The sequence below is a fragment of the Mesorhizobium sp. P171375 genome, from assembly GCF_057786075.1.
Map to the genome: position 1 here is coordinate 2,667,162 of NZ_JBYNWF010000001.1, position 14,839 is coordinate 2,682,000.

At 58.1% G+C, this 14,839-nt stretch carries 20 protein-coding genes; 7 read left to right on the forward strand and 13 right to left on the reverse strand.

Annotated features, from left to right (window positions below):
• Position 1 precedes the first annotated feature (1 nt).
• Complete coding sequence (locus tag ACYHH6_RS12745; RefSeq protein ID WP_352590651.1) at positions 2-319, reverse strand: plasmid stabilization protein; 318 nt, start codon at positions 317-319, stop codon at positions 2-4.
• Between the two features lie 821 nt (positions 320-1,140).
• On the opposite strand from ACYHH6_RS12745, the gene katE reads away from it, so the two are divergent.
• Both katE and ACYHH6_RS12755 read left to right on the forward strand, forming a co-directional pair.
• On the forward strand, positions 1,141-3,249 hold the full coding sequence (gene katE, locus ACYHH6_RS12750; protein ID WP_352590654.1) for a catalase: 2,109 nt from the start codon (positions 1,141-1,143) through the stop codon (positions 3,247-3,249).
• Positions 3,250-3,323: 74 nt separating this feature from the next.
• A complete protein-coding gene (locus ACYHH6_RS12755; protein ID WP_352590657.1) occupies positions 3,324-3,509 on the forward strand; it encodes a hypothetical protein in 186 nt (61 codons plus the stop codon).
• Between the two features lie 68 nt (positions 3,510-3,577).
• Here the strand turns inward: ACYHH6_RS12755 and ACYHH6_RS12760 are convergent, their stop codons facing one another.
• The 5 genes from ACYHH6_RS12760 to ACYHH6_RS12780 form a co-directional block, all read right to left on the reverse strand.
• A complete protein-coding gene (locus ACYHH6_RS12760) occupies positions 3,578-4,045 on the reverse strand; it encodes a hypothetical protein (protein WP_352590659.1) in 468 nt (155 codons plus the stop codon).
• 284 nt (positions 4,046-4,329) lie between these two features.
• Positions 4,330-4,938 carry a hypothetical protein gene (locus ACYHH6_RS12765; protein WP_352590662.1) on the reverse strand — a complete coding sequence of 203 codons (609 nt, stop codon included), beginning with the start codon at positions 4,936-4,938 and terminating at the stop codon, positions 4,330-4,332.
• A gap of 32 nt (positions 4,939-4,970) precedes the next feature.
• Positions 4,971-5,720, reverse strand: a complete 750-nt coding sequence (locus ACYHH6_RS12770) for a DUF4142 domain-containing protein (RefSeq protein ID WP_352590665.1) — start codon at positions 5,718-5,720, stop codon at positions 4,971-4,973.
• A gap of 882 nt (positions 5,721-6,602) precedes the next feature.
• Positions 6,603-6,926, reverse strand: coding sequence for a hypothetical protein (locus ACYHH6_RS12775; protein ID WP_352590668.1), 324 nt, complete (start codon positions 6,924-6,926; stop codon positions 6,603-6,605).
• Between the two features lie 41 nt (positions 6,927-6,967).
• Positions 6,968-7,159: a hypothetical protein gene (locus ACYHH6_RS12780; protein WP_352590671.1), complete on the reverse strand. Its 192-nt coding sequence runs from the start codon at positions 7,157-7,159 to the stop codon at positions 6,968-6,970.
• A gap of 260 nt (positions 7,160-7,419) precedes the next feature.
• On the opposite strand from ACYHH6_RS12780, the gene ACYHH6_RS12785 reads away from it, so the two are divergent.
• Positions 7,420-7,680: a hypothetical protein gene (locus ACYHH6_RS12785; RefSeq protein WP_352590674.1), complete on the forward strand. Its 261-nt coding sequence runs from the start codon at positions 7,420-7,422 to the stop codon at positions 7,678-7,680.
• Positions 7,681-8,556: 876 nt separating this feature from the next.
• Complete coding sequence (locus ACYHH6_RS12790) at positions 8,557-8,727, forward strand: hypothetical protein (RefSeq protein ID WP_352590677.1); 171 nt, start codon at positions 8,557-8,559, stop codon at positions 8,725-8,727.
• Between the two features lie 138 nt (positions 8,728-8,865).
• On the opposite strand, the gene ACYHH6_RS12795 is transcribed toward ACYHH6_RS12790, so the two are convergent.
• Positions 8,866-9,066, reverse strand: coding sequence for a hypothetical protein (locus tag ACYHH6_RS12795; protein WP_352590680.1), 201 nt, complete (start codon positions 9,064-9,066; stop codon positions 8,866-8,868).
• Positions 9,067-9,352: 286 nt separating this feature from the next.
• Between ACYHH6_RS12795 and ACYHH6_RS12800 the strand changes: the two genes are divergently transcribed.
• The gene (locus tag ACYHH6_RS12800) at positions 9,353-9,544 is read left to right on the forward strand and encodes a DUF3606 domain-containing protein (protein WP_352590725.1); all 192 of its coding nucleotides are present in this window, start codon (positions 9,353-9,355) and stop codon (positions 9,542-9,544) included.
• Between the two features lie 35 nt (positions 9,545-9,579).
• Positions 9,580-9,810: a hypothetical protein gene (locus tag ACYHH6_RS12805; RefSeq protein ID WP_352590683.1), complete on the forward strand. Its 231-nt coding sequence runs from the start codon at positions 9,580-9,582 to the stop codon at positions 9,808-9,810.
• 228 nt (positions 9,811-10,038) lie between these two features.
• Here ACYHH6_RS12805 and ACYHH6_RS12810 read toward each other — a convergent pair whose 3' ends face one another.
• From ACYHH6_RS12810 to ACYHH6_RS12830, 5 genes are all read right to left on the reverse strand, one after another.
• Positions 10,039-10,326, reverse strand: coding sequence for a DUF982 domain-containing protein (locus ACYHH6_RS12810; protein ID WP_352590686.1), 288 nt, complete (start codon positions 10,324-10,326; stop codon positions 10,039-10,041).
• A 9-nt stretch (positions 10,327-10,335) separates the two neighbouring features.
• Positions 10,336-10,638, reverse strand: a complete 303-nt coding sequence (locus tag ACYHH6_RS12815; protein ID WP_352590689.1) for a DUF982 domain-containing protein — start codon at positions 10,636-10,638, stop codon at positions 10,336-10,338.
• Between the two features lie 708 nt (positions 10,639-11,346).
• The gene (locus ACYHH6_RS12820; protein WP_352590691.1) at positions 11,347-11,553 is read right to left on the reverse strand and encodes a hypothetical protein; all 207 of its coding nucleotides are present in this window, start codon (positions 11,551-11,553) and stop codon (positions 11,347-11,349) included.
• Positions 11,554-11,621: 68 nt separating this feature from the next.
• Positions 11,622-11,921 carry a DUF1236 domain-containing protein gene (locus ACYHH6_RS12825; RefSeq protein WP_352590694.1) on the reverse strand — a complete coding sequence of 100 codons (300 nt, stop codon included), beginning with the start codon at positions 11,919-11,921 and terminating at the stop codon, positions 11,622-11,624.
• Between the two features lie 447 nt (positions 11,922-12,368).
• Positions 12,369-12,491, reverse strand: a complete 123-nt coding sequence (locus ACYHH6_RS12830; protein ID WP_352590697.1) for a hypothetical protein — start codon at positions 12,489-12,491, stop codon at positions 12,369-12,371.
• Positions 12,492-13,151: 660 nt separating this feature from the next.
• Between ACYHH6_RS12830 and ACYHH6_RS12835 the strand changes: the two genes are divergently transcribed.
• On the forward strand, positions 13,152-13,733 hold the full coding sequence (locus ACYHH6_RS12835) for a hypothetical protein (RefSeq protein ID WP_352590700.1): 582 nt from the start codon (positions 13,152-13,154) through the stop codon (positions 13,731-13,733).
• On the opposite strand, the gene ACYHH6_RS12840 is transcribed toward ACYHH6_RS12835, so the two are convergent.
• The gene (locus tag ACYHH6_RS12840) at positions 13,620-14,459 is read right to left on the reverse strand and encodes an alpha/beta fold hydrolase (RefSeq protein ID WP_352590703.1); all 840 of its coding nucleotides are present in this window, start codon (positions 14,457-14,459) and stop codon (positions 13,620-13,622) included. The genes ACYHH6_RS12835 and ACYHH6_RS12840 overlap by 114 nt on opposite strands.
• Positions 14,460-14,839 lie beyond the last annotated feature (380 nt).

Here is a 14,839-nt window from a genome sequence, read left to right on the forward strand (position 1 = left end):
CTCAGTGGGCATGGTGTTCGGCGTTTCGCTTACGGGTTGCCGCAGCTTTCTTGGCCGATTCAGACCGGCTGGCTGCAGAGCGCGAGGCCGAAGCCTTTCCGCCGCTTTTGCCGCCCTTGTGCGCCGCGGGATGGCCGGTATGTTTGCCGCGACCGGAGCCGCCTTCCTTCTTGCCGCCGCCATCGTCCTTGTTGACGGTCGCCCATGCCCGGCGTTCGGCTTCCTTTTCGGAAACCCCGCGCTTCTCATAGCCTTCGGCGATATGATCGGCTTTGCGTTCCTGCTTGTCGGTGTATTTCGATTTTTCTCCACGTGGCATGGCTGTTTCTCCTGTGGCCGTTTCTCCTGTTGGACAGGGTTTGAACGAAAAGGCGGGGCCTGAGTTCCAACCGGACGTCAGAAAGCAAACTCCACCTGGCCGAGCGCCGTTGAGATCGACAGGAAGGAGCCGAGGCGAACCGGATCAACGATAGCGGACCTCTATCGCGCGCTATTCCTCCGGCGCCGTCGCGGGAGCCGTATAGCGGCGGCGCACAGCCGCGCGGCGGCGGAAGCTGCCGAGGGGAAATCCTACTAGTGCATTCCATAAAGCGGTCCTTGAAGAGATGCTCCCGAAGATCGATGGCATGACTATGCCGGAAGAGTACCCTCTTGAGCGCGAGCCAGTGCGACAACAGGCACTTGAGCGTTATCGGGCAGAGTTTGCGGAACGCTTGCTGCGGACCACAGCAAGGCCGCCAAGAGCCGCCTCGGCGGGGGTAGGAAGACGGCGACCAGGTTTTTCATTTGTGCGAGGAACTTGGCCCAAACCGCGAGGTTGAGTAATTGCAGCGTTTGGGTTCCCGCTGCCGACCGGCCGCAAGCTGATCGGGCCCGCGCGGGGTGGCGCGGGCCGCCTTTAGCAACCTTCATTTAGCCAGCGCATTGCTTGACGCGGAGCGGCCACAATCCTCCTTATTCGGAGCGTGCCGCCCGTCGGGGCGGTCGGCCAATTTCTGTGTCGTTGCGACATTACCGCGCTCAATCCGGTGTGAACTTCTATCAAAGAAGACAGCCGGTTTTCATCGGGCGCGGGAACAAGTAGCTGCCCCGCAGGTTGCTGATCATCTTATTCCAAAACAAGCCCGAAAGGAGAGCCGCATGGCGCGCAAGGTAGCAACCGATCCCAGCGTCGCTAGGATACACGACCAGACCCTTGTACGGGGGGAGGGTGGAGAGCTGCATCAGGTGTCGGATGGCAAAACCGACATTCTGACCACCGCCCAGGGCGGCCCGGTCGCTGATGACCAGAACAGCCTTAAGATCGGGCCGCGAGGGCCGACCCTGATTGAAGACTTCCACTTTCGCGAAAAGATTTTCCACTTCGACCACGAGCGCATTCCTGAGCGCGTCGTCCATGCACGCGGTTACGGCGCTCATGGCTTTTTCGAGACGTATGAATCGCTGGCCAAGTATACCCGCGCCGACATCTTCCAACGTGCAGGTGAGAAGACACCAGCCTTTGTTCGTTTCTCGACCGTTGCAGGCAGCAAGGGCTCGTTCGATCTGGCGCGCGACGTGCGTGGGTTCGCGGTCAAGCTCTATACCCAGGAAGGCAACTGGGACATTGTGGGCAACAATATCCCGGTTTTCTTCATCCAGGATGCCATCAAATTTCCCGACGTCGTCCACTCCGTGAAACCTGAGCCCGATCGCGATTTTCCCCAAGCTCAATCTGCGCACGACACGTTCTGGGATTTCATCAGCCTGACGCCAGAATCCATGCACATGATCATGTGGGTAATGTCGGACCGCGCGATCCCGCGTTCATTCCGTTTCATGCAGGGGTTCGGGGTGCACACCTTCCGAATGCTTAACGCCGCTGACGAATCTACATTCGTCAAGTTCATCTGGAAGCCGAAACTAGGCATGCAGTCGGTAGTCTGGAACGAGGCCGTCAAAATCAATGGCGCCGATCCCGACTTTCATCGCCGGGATCTATGGAACGCAATCCAGTCGGGCGCTTTCCCGGAATGGGAGCTATGCCTACAGCTTTTCGACCAGGAATTCGCCGATGGTTTCGATTTCGATGTGCTCGATCCCACCAAGCTAATTCCGGAAGAGCTGCTACCCCCGATCCCGGTGGGCCGGCTGGTCCTCGACCGTATGCCCGACAACTTCTTCGCTGAGACCGAACAGGTGGCGTTCATGACGCAAAACGTGCCCCCTGGCATCGACTTCAGCAACGATCCGCTGCTGCAGGGAAGGAATTTCTCCTATCTTGACACCCAGTTGAAGCGTCTTGGCAGCCCCAATTTTTCCCATCTGCCGATTAATGCGCCAAAGTGCCCGTTCCACCATTTCCAGCAGGATGGGCACATGGCGATGCACAATCCAGCGGGACGCGCCAACTACCAGCCGAATTCATTTGGGGCAGGACCAAGGGAGTCTCTGCAACGCGGCTTTCGCTCGTTCGCTGAAGGAGAGAATGATCAGAAAGTAAGGCTGCGCCCGGAGAGCTTCGCTGACCATTACAGTCAGGCAAGCCAGTTTTTCAAGAGCCAGACGGAAACCGAGCAGCGCCATATCGCCATGGCATTGACGTTTGAGTTGAGCAAGGTTGAAACACCTGTCATTCGCGAGCGAATGATCGCTCATCTCCTCAACGTCGACGAAGGGCTGGCCGAGACGGTTGCTGACAAGCTCGGCATTGTCGATTTACCGAAGCCCGCAGACGCAGCCGTACCACCGCGAAAGGATTTGGCTACCTCTCCTGCCTTGAGCATTCTCGAGAACGGGCCTGAACGTTTCGAGGGCCGCAAGGTCGGCGTGCTCGTCGGTAATGGAACCGAGGCCGCTCTATTTAAAGCCCTTCAAACCGCCATCGAAGATGAGGGAGCGACAATGGAGGTGATTGCGCTGAAAGTTGGCGGGGTGCAAGCCGACGATGGTACGAAGATCATTGCCAAGCACATGATTGACGGCGGCCCGTCGGTCCTATTTGACGCGGTAGCCCTCCTGCTCACAGAAGAAGCTGCGGAACTTCTGGCACGCGAGGCTGCGGCCCGCGATTTTGTGGCAGACGCTTATGCGCACTGCAAATTCATCAGTTTTACGCCTGGGACGGTTCCTCTCCTGACAAAGGCGGGCGTCGACCCCGCGGCCGACGAAGGTCTCGTTCCTCTGACCGATCGCAAGGCCATCGGAAAGTATATCGAGGCGTGCCGCAAACTGCGGTTGTGGGCACGAGAAACGAGCGTAAAGCTATAGGCAACATTTTGGCTTGAACATTCCTTCCTGAAGGAAAGAATTGTTGGATCTGGAAGCACACGATGGTGACAATCATGGCGAAGGCGAAGGACGCGCGGCGCAAGGACGTCGAAGAGGATGCCAAGGGGCAATATATCCGGCGCGGCCAGGGTCGCGAAAACGATGGTGTGATGAGCGTCAAACCGCGTGTGTTGCCTGGCCGAACAACGCATAATGCGGAAGCCGAAAGTTCGGATGACCGGTCACGTAAAGGTAAATAATCAATCCAACTAGCGGTGCAGTCCATTCTCCGGCGAGGCTTTTGGGTGGACGCTCTGGACAAATTTCATCAGCTGCTTGAGAGTTTCATATCCGGCGTCACGATACGCACCAACGTCTCGGCTATCGCCTGCAGAGGCCGCGGCGATCGACGCCGAAAAACGTCATCCTCGAAGGTGAAACCATAATGATCAATGAGGCCTTTCAGACTTCCACGCACTGCAAGCCATAATAGGCCTTCGCGGGCCATCGCCAAAATTCTACCTGGTATCGTTCGACCTTCTATTTCTCCGGCCATGATCTGCGCCGGATGCCTCTGGAAGACCGCCGCGAGATCCTTCAGAAAATGATTTCGACCGGCGGGAACATCCAATTCAGCGGAGCCATGCTCCGGCACTGGTGACGCTGTTTGCCACCTGGTCGACCAAGCGGGCTCGAGGGCATGGTCTCGAAGCTCAAGGGCAGTGCTTATCAAAGTTGGAAAACGATCGCCTGGCGCAAAAATCAAATGCTTCGAGGAAAAACAGATGGTCATCATCGGAGTGCAACGCGAGCGCGGCCAAGCGGGGCATGGCCGGCGCCGTGGGTGGGGTTAATGGTGGGCAGCGCCGGCCAATGCGGGGTTAGGCCCCGCGCAACTCCTAACCCAACTCTATTATCGACCGCGTAGGCACAGTAGAACGGCGTTTGCGATGAGCCAATCGCGTACAGCGCGGGAGACGTCCGCGATGGTCGCGACCCGCGCTGTCTTGATCATGTAAGGCCATTCAATTGACTAATAAGTATCGAATGCCCGCCGCCTTTTTCGGCGGCGGGGAACGATCATCTGATCGGGCTGGCATTGCGCACTCTGTCGCGCTCGTTCTCGATATCACCATAGGGCTCGGCATCGGGATCGAAGGCGGTCCAGCCATCTGCTTCGTAGGCGCGTCGACGGTCTTCCAGATCGACCGAGTTGGCCTGGCCGAGAATACGCTCGGCCTCACCGGCGAGTTCGTCGCTGACCCTGGCCGTCACCAAAGTGCCGCCACGGCGAACGCCCTCGGCATAGACATGCGCATCCCTCTCCGGGACGCCGGAATCGGTGAGCGCCCCAACAATGCCGCCGGCAGCACCACCAACGACCGCGCCGCCCACGGCGCCGACCGCGGTGGCGGCCAGCCAACCTGCCGCCACGACCGGACCGACGCCCGGAATGGCCATGATGCCAAGCCCGGTCAGCAGCCCGCCGGCGCCGCCAATGACGGCCCCGAGACCAGCGCCGCTGGCTGCATCCTCGGCGGCGTTGGAGGTTTCGCCGCCCTCGTACCAATCGTTAGAATTGTTGGCGACGATGCTGATGTCGGCATGCGGCACGCCGCTCGCTTCCAGTTCACCAACGGCGTCGGAAGCGTCATCGTAATTGTCGAAAAGTCCACTTACGGTTCTCATTGTCCTGATCTCCTCGATCTGGTTTCAGTGGGTCAATTGGCGTCGGCAACGACGTTGCCCTGGTAGTCGAGCGCCACGTTGGTGGTCTTGCCACCCTTGGTCGCCTGGCCGCGCCAGATGCCCTTGTCGTCTTTCGTCAGTGCGGATACGTCGGAGAAGCCGGCATCCTGAATGCGGCTCTTGGCCTGGTCCTCGGTGAAGCTATTGGCGCCGGGGACCGGCGCCGCCGGATTGGCGGTGTCGGTGGTGGTCACGGCCGGGGTGGTCGAGCTGGTGGTCGACGAAGCATTGTCCGTTGCGGAAACGATCTTCTCGATCATTTCCTGATGCATCTTGAGCGTCGGCAGGGTCTCCGAGGCAAAGGTCTTCAACTGCGCATTATCGCCGTCCTTAGCATAGCTTTCGAACAGGGTGACCGCTTCGGAATGCGCATCGCGCTGCATCTGGACATACGGCTTGTCGTCCTTGGCATTCTGCAGGGAGTCGAGATCGGCCTTGTGCTTGGCATCCAGCTCCTTGGGCACCGTCTGCTTCTGCTCGCCGGCGATAGACTCGAGCTTGGCGTTGGCGGCGCCATGATCTTCGATCATCTTGTGGGCGAAGTCCTTGACGCTCTGGTCCTGGGCCTTGCCTTCGAAGATCTTGCTGGAATCCACTTCGAACAATCCGCCGACGGCGGCCTTGTCGACGAAGTCCTGCGCGCTGTCGGCGGCGAAAGCCGGGAGGGCGAAGGTCAGGGCTGTGGCCGTAGCCAGTGAAGCCAGAATAAGACGAGTTTTCATAATGGGTATCCTTCTTTGGGCACGGATGTGCTGTCGAGCTAACAAGCATCGGTCGGCTTTGTTCCGGCGTGCGAGTGATTATCCGGGCGATTGAAATCGGGACTCCATCGGCCGGAGTTGCCTCACCCTGCCTTCCCATGCGCGAGGTGGGCGGCGGGGAACTTTCTGCCCGCGCGCCAATTTTTCTAATGCTGGCAAACACGCCAGCCACTCCACAGGTGCCGCAGATTGCTGACAGCTAACAACTGACGGACTGCATGCGTGGCATTTCCTCCCGCACGGTCCTGTCGCGGATAAGGATGCGGTCCTTGGCAATCTTGGCCGTCTTGGATTGATTGAGTATTTTTAGAGACGGTGTCGAACCTTCGAAATTCCGACGGACGAGCAGTGCGATGGCCGTGTTCCGCGCTATCGCACCCTAGGTCCGCTTGATGGTTCCGATCTACATCGCCGCGATCGCCAACCTAATGCTCGCCAGCGCGGTTTGGCGCTACCGGCAGCGCGTTTGGTAGGCATCGCCGCCTGCCTCCTGATGGCCGTCCTAGGCGCCATGGTCCTATTGCTCCCGAGGTAGGCGCTTGCCAGCCGGCCCGAGATATAGGAATATTGTCCTCGTTGCGGCGAACCCCTTCCACGGAGATCGCCAATGGCCAGAACCAAACCTTCCAAGCAGCTTTCGCAGGACAGCGCTGCACAAGAGCATCGTCGGTCCCCTCCTGGCGTACCACAGCCAGCACTACCAAGCGCTTCGTGAGGTCCACGGACCGTTGTTGAAGTCTATTGAGACCATCACCGGCAAAAGGGCGCCGTTCATCCACCCGAACGGGCAGGGGCGCAGCGTCCTAAGGCTGGGTAGCGCCGAAAAGGTTAGTTGCGCAATTTCTAATATGGAGATTTAATCAACCCGCATTGACCGGTGCGGCCTGCACCCCCAATGACAGCCCCGGCCCGCACCGGTCGGCTATTCCCTACTGTTGGGATAGCGGTCGCTTCGCGCGTCCGGTCTCTTTGTTTTTCTAGAAACCGCTGGGCTTGTTCGCTCCACTCGGAAGCCGCGATGTCGTGTTCCTGAGCGAACTTACGGAAAGCCTTGCGCAGAGCGTCAAGGTCAAGAGCCCAAAGATGGTCGTCTCTATCGTTGTTCAACATCGCCACCAACTCCAATGAATTGATGTTTGACCCCCAAATGAAGTCTTCAGGATCCAATCTGACTTCTTTGGGGTGTATCGTAGCGCAACACGCCAGCGCTATAGCCGGGTGATCTTATCTAGCCTCAGGCGAATCCGCTGGCCTTCCGCAAAGGCTAGTGCGAACGATTCAAGCTCGAATGATCGGGTAAGTTCTTGGTGTTCCTCGACCACGCGGACGAACCATTCGCCGCAGGCTTCGACCACTTCAACGCAAGGTCGGACGTTGTCATTCAGGTGTACGCTGTCCATTGCAATTCTCCTCCAAGAGCAATGGGAAACGTCCATTTTTATAAGGCCGCCGAAATCGGGAATTCAATAAAAAAAGATGGTACGAAAACGTACAAAACCGTTACGTCTCCTCGCGAAAGTCCTGCAGCGAGGCATTGCGCAAATCTTCTTCGCCGTGCAAGCATCGGCCACTACAATCTCATCGACCATATCACCACCAGCGCTACCACGATGCCGACGAAACAGTATGCGACCCAGACGCTGGTCATGGATTGCATGGCATGGCTTTAATCAGCCAAGGCGGCGTTGTGATGCTCAATCGCGTCGAGGATAGTTTCATAGACGCTTCCGGTTTCTTCCTCGATCTCGAACTGCTTATGCCGATCGCTTTCGCTTCAGCAAAAAGCCTGTCGGCCAATTCGCTTACCGAAATGATATCCGCGCCGATGGTCTCGGGGACGTTGGCCGAAATCCACTTGGGGAGGAAGTTGGTACCGCGGCCGCTCAATCAAAGCCCTCCTCGAAACGCATTAAACGCCTGAGAGGAGCATTGTTGTCTGGGAAGCCGATTTGCCGGTCCGCCGACGCGGATTGTAGCGCGCTTTCAATATCAGCCCAAGCCTCAGGCTGGGCCGCCATCTTCAATAAAGATGGGTGCAAGCCATCCCCGCGCGCCGCTGCAAGTTCGTGCATCGATCTAAGGAGGAACATGGGACGCATCCGTCATCCAGTGAAACCTGGAAAAGCAACGACGCGTTCGAACCGATGTTCCAGGGAAGAAGGAAAAAGCTTAAAACTCGCCGAGCGAAGAACCCCCACGACCTCAAGCCCGGCGAGCCTACACCTGATCATAGTACGCGATCAGGACGGGGGATCAGCCGGCAAAAGCTTCCAGTGCAATATCAATGCCGGCGTTCAGAATGGGGCGTTTTCCAGTTGCTGGATAACCTCGCTGTCGCGCATCATGTCCCCGGGAGGAAGCGATTAAGCGGTCGCAAAACGGCGCAATCAGCGAATTCTGGCCACTGTTGCCAGCTCGCTACAGCGAAGTTTTTGGCAAGCTAATATAACCTTCGACAGCGCTGGGGCGCCGGGTTGTTGGCTGGGGCGCCGGGTTGTTGGCGGGGGCCAATCTTGAAACCCTAAGCGTAGTATGAGGGAAGATGGCCCGCCGACTTTGGTCGGCGGGTTTTTCTTTCATAGCGGCATGAACACTAATGTCCCGTCTGGACTCACGGGTGCCGCCTTGCGCTCGCACTCTACCGGCGCGCTGCTATCCGTGGGGCTGGGGAAGGGGCGGAACTCTTTCCATGCCTTGGCCGGCTGCTTTGCCCTTCCCTTGGTGTTCGGCAGTCGGGCCGCTCTCACGTCAATGAGCTGAGAGAGCCGCAAAGGACAACGGCAGCACCAGAGCAACGATGTCCGGCGTTGCCAGAATGTGTGTAGCGATCCAGAACCTTTTCAATTTCGGCACGGTCATCACCCTCGCGATCCTGCATCGCATCGAAGAAGACGTCGAACACGCTGCCGACTTCTTCGCCGATCTCTTCCAGGCTGATGCCTTTGGCGCGGGCCTAGCGCGCTCCTGAACGCGCTTCCACAGGCGGTCTCGGATTGCACCGCGCGAATTGATAAAGGCGGAGCCGACATACTGCCGGTCTTCCGATCGGCCATCAGAGCAAAGGCTGGCTTGCCCGGCTCGCTCTGCGCCGAGGAGGCCGTATTCCTCATGTAGCTCTTGATTTCGTGGCCGGAGAGGTGGAGCAAATCGAAGACGACGAATAGAGGTCGTGCTGGCGGCGGGTGATTGCCTTCCCCAACGCCTGGTAGTCGAAAGGCCGCTTCATTAAGCACAATTTTACGTCGATGATGGCGTTCTCGACACCGAGCCGTTTCGCCGCGCCGGCCAATTCGCGATATTTCGCCATCCATGACCATTGCGCGTGAAAATGCGGAGGTTTGATCGATAATGATCTGGGAGCGATCGTCGAACTTGACCTCGTGAATTTATTCGTTGCCTTCGGGAGGATCCTCGACAAGGGTCGGCAACGAAGGCTCCACGAACTTCAAACGCATGAACTGACTCGTAAATCCACGATTCAATTAGCTTGCGCTGAAATAGTTCCCGGAACCCGATGCCGGTTTGAAACAAAGTGCGGCGAGCGACGTTGGGGTCGTCACTCACCTGTCAACGGAGGAGCCTTGACATGACCGATAAAAAAGCTTGGCTATCAGGACTGCGCTCGCGTTAGCGGCGATGCGGAGTATGGCGATGCGGAGTGTGAAGTTGGCTATCTCGCCAGGAAGTTGGGTCTTTCAACCGATCAATTGCCGGAACTTATCAAGAAGCATGGCAACAGCCGCGAGACATTGGAGCAGGAAGGCAACACGCTCGGAAATCGCTAACTGACTGCGTACCTTCGAAAAAAGGAGCCTGTTTAATGCTCGCAGGGGATATTGCGGAACGGCGACTGAAAATGCTCGTGGAGCAGTACGTCGAAGCACGGAAAAAGAACCATGACTTCGTGTCTACGGAGTTTGCCTCCAAGGCGATCCGGCAGATTATTTCGCCGCCGATCGGGGCTGAGGCCCTTGATAATATGATTGCGAAATACGCCATCCGGCATGGGCTAACCGTTCGCTTTGACCGTAAGGAAAGTCGCCCGGCATGATCAGATCGCAAAAAAGACCGCCGGCCGGAGTGCGGGGTTCACTCGAAGGCTGCAGGATTGAGAACATATTCGCACGCCTCAAAGACTGGCGACGCATCCACACCAGATACGACCGATGTACTCCACCTTCCTGTCGGCGATCGTCTTCGTTGCAGCTTTCATCTTCTGGATCACTGATTCCTGCCCTAGCTGGGAAGGCGGCCGCGGTCATGGCAGCCGCCTCGATTTTTAGACGTGGTGCGTCCTCAACCTCCTGGAAGGCGCGGGCTCAATGCCGTCCTCCATGAGAATGTCCTTCTTGCGAGCGAACGCTATGAAGACGCCTCGTGCAGTCTCCGGGTCGACATCGCCAATCAGCGCGGCTTTGCAAGCGCGAATAGCAGCTTTCTGCTCCGGGCTGTTGCCACACCATTCCGCTGCGAATTGATAAGCGTCTGCGACCGTGTTGAGTTGGCGCGGAAAGCCTAATCCTACCCACACCCGGACTGGCTTTTCGAAAGGTTCCGATAGCATCATGACCTCCTATCAGGCCGTCACTCCTCCGCCTTGGCGACCCTTGCCTGTCATCCACGGCATTGTCACGGACACTTCCTCACGGATTCTGGCTGCTTTGGCAAAACCGCTGAACGCGTCTCTGGCTGCGGACAGCGGATAGTCGCTGTCGAAAGCCCGCTGGCAGGCGCGCAATGCAATCTGGTGAATGGGGCCGCGCCTGTCCTTCGGCCATTCATAGAGAAATTCCAGAGCGTCCTCGAGACACGCAATTTCCTGAACAAGGTCGTTACCGCTTTTGACGAAGACGGCGTTCTGAAACATCCGATCGTTCATCTGATCCTCCAAGTCGAACGAACATTGAGCTTTGTGTTAACGCGAGCCGACACCAGCTCCGCGTGATTTCAACTGCCGCTCGACGAGATCCCCGTTTGCGTTGGGAATCTGAAAACCCCTTCGCCGCTCGTTGACATGCGCTGGCCCGTTCCAGCTACTCCCGACCGATTGCCCGCTGCCGCATGACGGTGGCGGGCTGTTAGCAGAACAGCATATAAGGCCATCGGTTGACTACGCAGCAGCACTGCTGCTGGCCAAGGTCCGCAAGACTTGGCCGGGGCCTGCGTCCTGCCTTTGGTCGCGGGCCTGCATCGCAGGCTGCACACTGACATAGGTGGCGCAGGCCGCCGCAAAGCGGCAAAAGTCTGACTCGCCCACGCTTTGTGCCTGGACGGGCAACCAACCCTATCGGCTGAATTTCCTCAAGCACAGGCGAGTCCGGTCCAAATGCCCATGTCAGACGAAATGCGTGACCTGTATCTTTAGTTCGAGTGTCCCTATTGCTTGATTCCAGTCGTCCATGAGGCGCCTGAATTAAGCGTGTGCTAATTGAATCCGCCGGGCGTGGGTCAGTTCATGCGTTTGAAGTTTGTCGATCCATTGATGCCGACCTTGTGGAGAAACCACCAGAGGGGAGCGACTGGATTCACGAGGTCAAGTTGGACGGCTACCGATCGCAGATGGTGATCTCGTTGATGTCGGATTGGGTTAGGGATCTCGTTGCTGGCCGTCCAGCAGGAACGAAGCTGCGATGAGGTCATCGCAGTCAATCCGGCCGCTGATGTCGCCCATGATCGATGCAACTTTTTTGAAGGCCTTCATATCTGTCTCTGTTATGCGGGCGTCGCGCATTCTGGCTTTGAGATCAGCCACGCGGGTTTCGAGGGCTGGCGAAATCTCGACGTCATTCTTCATTTCCATCGTCCTAGCGTGGTGAATTCGCAGCCCGCCGCCACAACTGGCGGCGGGCAACAGTTATTCGATCAGTCGTAGACCTTGATAATTTTGCGGGTGCCTGGGTCGACCAGAACCGTTCGATTGTCGACCACGACATAGCGGTATTTGACGTCGGGAACCTCATGAAGTTCCACCGTGTCAGGAAGAGCGGTGCCAACGTTCAGCTCCACACCCGGAAGCTTAATCGACGCGAGCGGCTGCTTCTTCACGTATTCGCGAACGACCGTGTCCTGTTCCGGTGTGATGACGACATCCTGTGCTGCCACGGCGCCGACGCCGGCCAACAGTAAGAGCGCCGCAGCGGCGCTTGTGAAATGCATTCGCATCTATTTCTCCTCTGGTAACCTGGCGACGGCACCACGCCTGTTCGCCTGCCCAACGAACTCGAACTCAGGTCGAATGTTCCTGCACCGGACTTCAGTCCGAAGCCGGATCGGACCAATTGCCCTCGCCAAAACTCGATGGTCGTACCACGCGGGGACTAGACGGAACGGCTTAGGGCCAGGGGTGTTATTTCCCCAAATTCGGAGAAGACAGATGGATAAAAGCGTTGGCCAAGCACGCTGGCTGCTCGCGCCAATTTTCGCGACAGCCGTTACCTTTCTGGTGATGGCCATGGCGCTTGGATGACATGTCGTGAATCGCCGCAGCTACGTCCCTTCCAGCCTTGATAGGATTCGCGAGGTGCTTGGGCGTCTGGCGATCCTTTTTTTCAAAGCTCGCTGTACCTGCTTAGACGGGGGCGCTTTTTAGCTCACGCAACCTTGGGAGGTTTACGATGGATCGTTGCAAGCACTCTCCGCCCTGTCAACGCGATGGCCGGTGTTCCAGGCGCCGGCATTCTCGATGAACTCGAGACGGGCCGCTGCCCCGGCAATGCCGAATAGTGCAGTCAAGAAGGATTGCCTCAGGCCGAGGCCTTTGACGACGATGCACAGGCAGAAGTGCAGCAGGTTACCATCGGTACTGGCATCGCCGCCGACACTATCGCCGGCGCGGCTGGAGACGGGTCTGCCGTAGCTACTGGCGACATGGCCGGCGTCGCGTCGGTGCTATCGCAGACGGCGTCCTGCAGTCGTCTTGCGATTCTAGCTAGTGACTGTGGCTCTATGGCCCGTTCCTAGCGCTAGAGTCGGAACAGGCCCAGTTTCTTTTGAGTAATGAGGACATTGGCCATCGCAGGGCCGTGGCTACGCGGGCGGCCCCGCGAATGACAAATCATTTGCCGGGTTGCTGGACCGGTACTGTGACGGCGAGACAAACACTTGCAGTCAAACCGGCTACATCAAGCTGAAGGGCAGCGCTACTTCTCGTCACGCCCGGATCGTCGGCGCCGGAGGTTTCACTCGGGGCGCGCGCGGCCCCTTCGTCAGCGCCTTGCTGGCCGACGACCTACTGGCGGACTGCGGAAATGATGTGGTGGTCGGTGTGCCTTGGGTGATTGCGGCGCTCATGCTCATAGGGGTTGCGGGTAAATCGGGCTTGGCCGCACAATTCGAACGATCTTTTCAACGGTGTCGATTGCCCTAGCTGTTCTCCTCGAGAGGAGACTGGATATGGCGATCTATGGTCTGAGGGTGATCAGCTTCATTTTCGTTGCATTGGCTTTCATCCCGGCGGGCGCGCACTTCTTCGCGATGTTCAACAAGATGAAACTCGACGGGACGAGTTATCTCGCCGCGCAACGCGCCTATGATGGCTGGAGCCTGTTTGGCATCGTGGTGCTGGGGGCGTTGCTCTCGACGGCTGCCCTGGCGGTTTTGCTTTACCGATCAGGCGGATCGTTTGGTTTTATCGTGGTCGCCTTTCTCAGCATCGGCGCCACGCAATTTGCTTTCTGGACGCTGACTTATCCGGTCAATCGGGCAACGCGGAATTGGACCATTCTGCCTGAAAACTGGAGTTGCTCCGGCGCCAATGGGAATATTCGCATGCCATCGCCGCAGGTCTCAATGCCTTGGCGCTGCTGCTGGTTTTCATATCGGCGCTTCGCACCGCGGCGCGCTAAGCGGCATTCGCGTGTGCTATCTCGGTGCGAATTCCGCCAGCGCCTTGACGAATGCCTCCGGTGCCTCGATAGGCAGAAACTCGCCGCAATTGGCGATCACGCGGCCTTGCAGGTTCTTCGCACCCGATAGCCTCAAACCTTCGAGATAGTCGTCAATCGATCTTAAGTCGGCGTCGCCGCGGATATAGAGAAGTGGAACCTCGATGCTTGCCGGAAGGGCGTTGGCCTTGGCATCCGCTTCAAATGCGCGATACCAGTCAAAACCGGCCTTGAGTGCCTCCGGCCTCGAATACGCCGCGGTGAAGATCTGCCGCATTTCATTTGTCACGGCACCACGACGGCCCGCGAGCAGATCGAAGAAGAAGTCGAAATATGCACGCTGATGGCCAGCCACCAATAATTCCGGCAACTCCGGCACCGCATGGAACGCAAAATGCCAGATGGCCGGGTTTGCGATTACGTCAGCCCAGGGATGAAGGCCGGGGATGACCGTATTCATCGGCACCGCGCCGACGATACGACCACCGTAATAGCGCGCGGCGGCGAAGGCGATCATGCCGCCGACGTCAAAGCCGGCAACCACCATGGACCTGGCGCCAATTGCCTCGGCGGCTGAAATCAAGATATCTGCCAGGGCTTTCTTCTCTGCCGATGGCGGGGCACCTCGCGATCCGCCAATCTCCGGAAGGTCGAAAGCCAAAGTGAAGTATCGCTTGCCGAGTTCTTCGAGCACTCCATCGTAGATTTCTCTGGAGTGGGGCCAGCCATGGAGAAGGATCAGGGCCGGTCGATCCGGATCGCCGGCCACGGACACCGCCAGCTGCACGCCGCTTACTTCTGGGCCCTGGACGAGCATTGTCTATCCATTCTCAAGAACTCCCGGGAAGCGACGTCAGCCGGTGTTGCTCGACGTCGCCGCCTGTTTCCATCAAGCGTCGGTGCTCAAAATCCCGCCGGCTCCGCGCCGGCGGGCCCGTAACGAAGTGGAGGGAGTCAGTTCTCGCCGCCCAGTGCGAAGCGGCTGCTCAAGAACCGATCTCGTTGCTTTCAGGTTCCGCAAAGGATGGAAAAAAGAGGAATTCTTGTACCAGGTCGACGGGAAAGGACGTGGCTCCGCAGCCGGCTAACGGTCTGGCCTGCTGTGGCCGTCCTCGGAACTAGGATTTACCCTTGGCGTTAAATGCCAAGCAATTCCCGCAACAAGTTGCATAAACGCGCCGCCGCATGGCAGTCGCG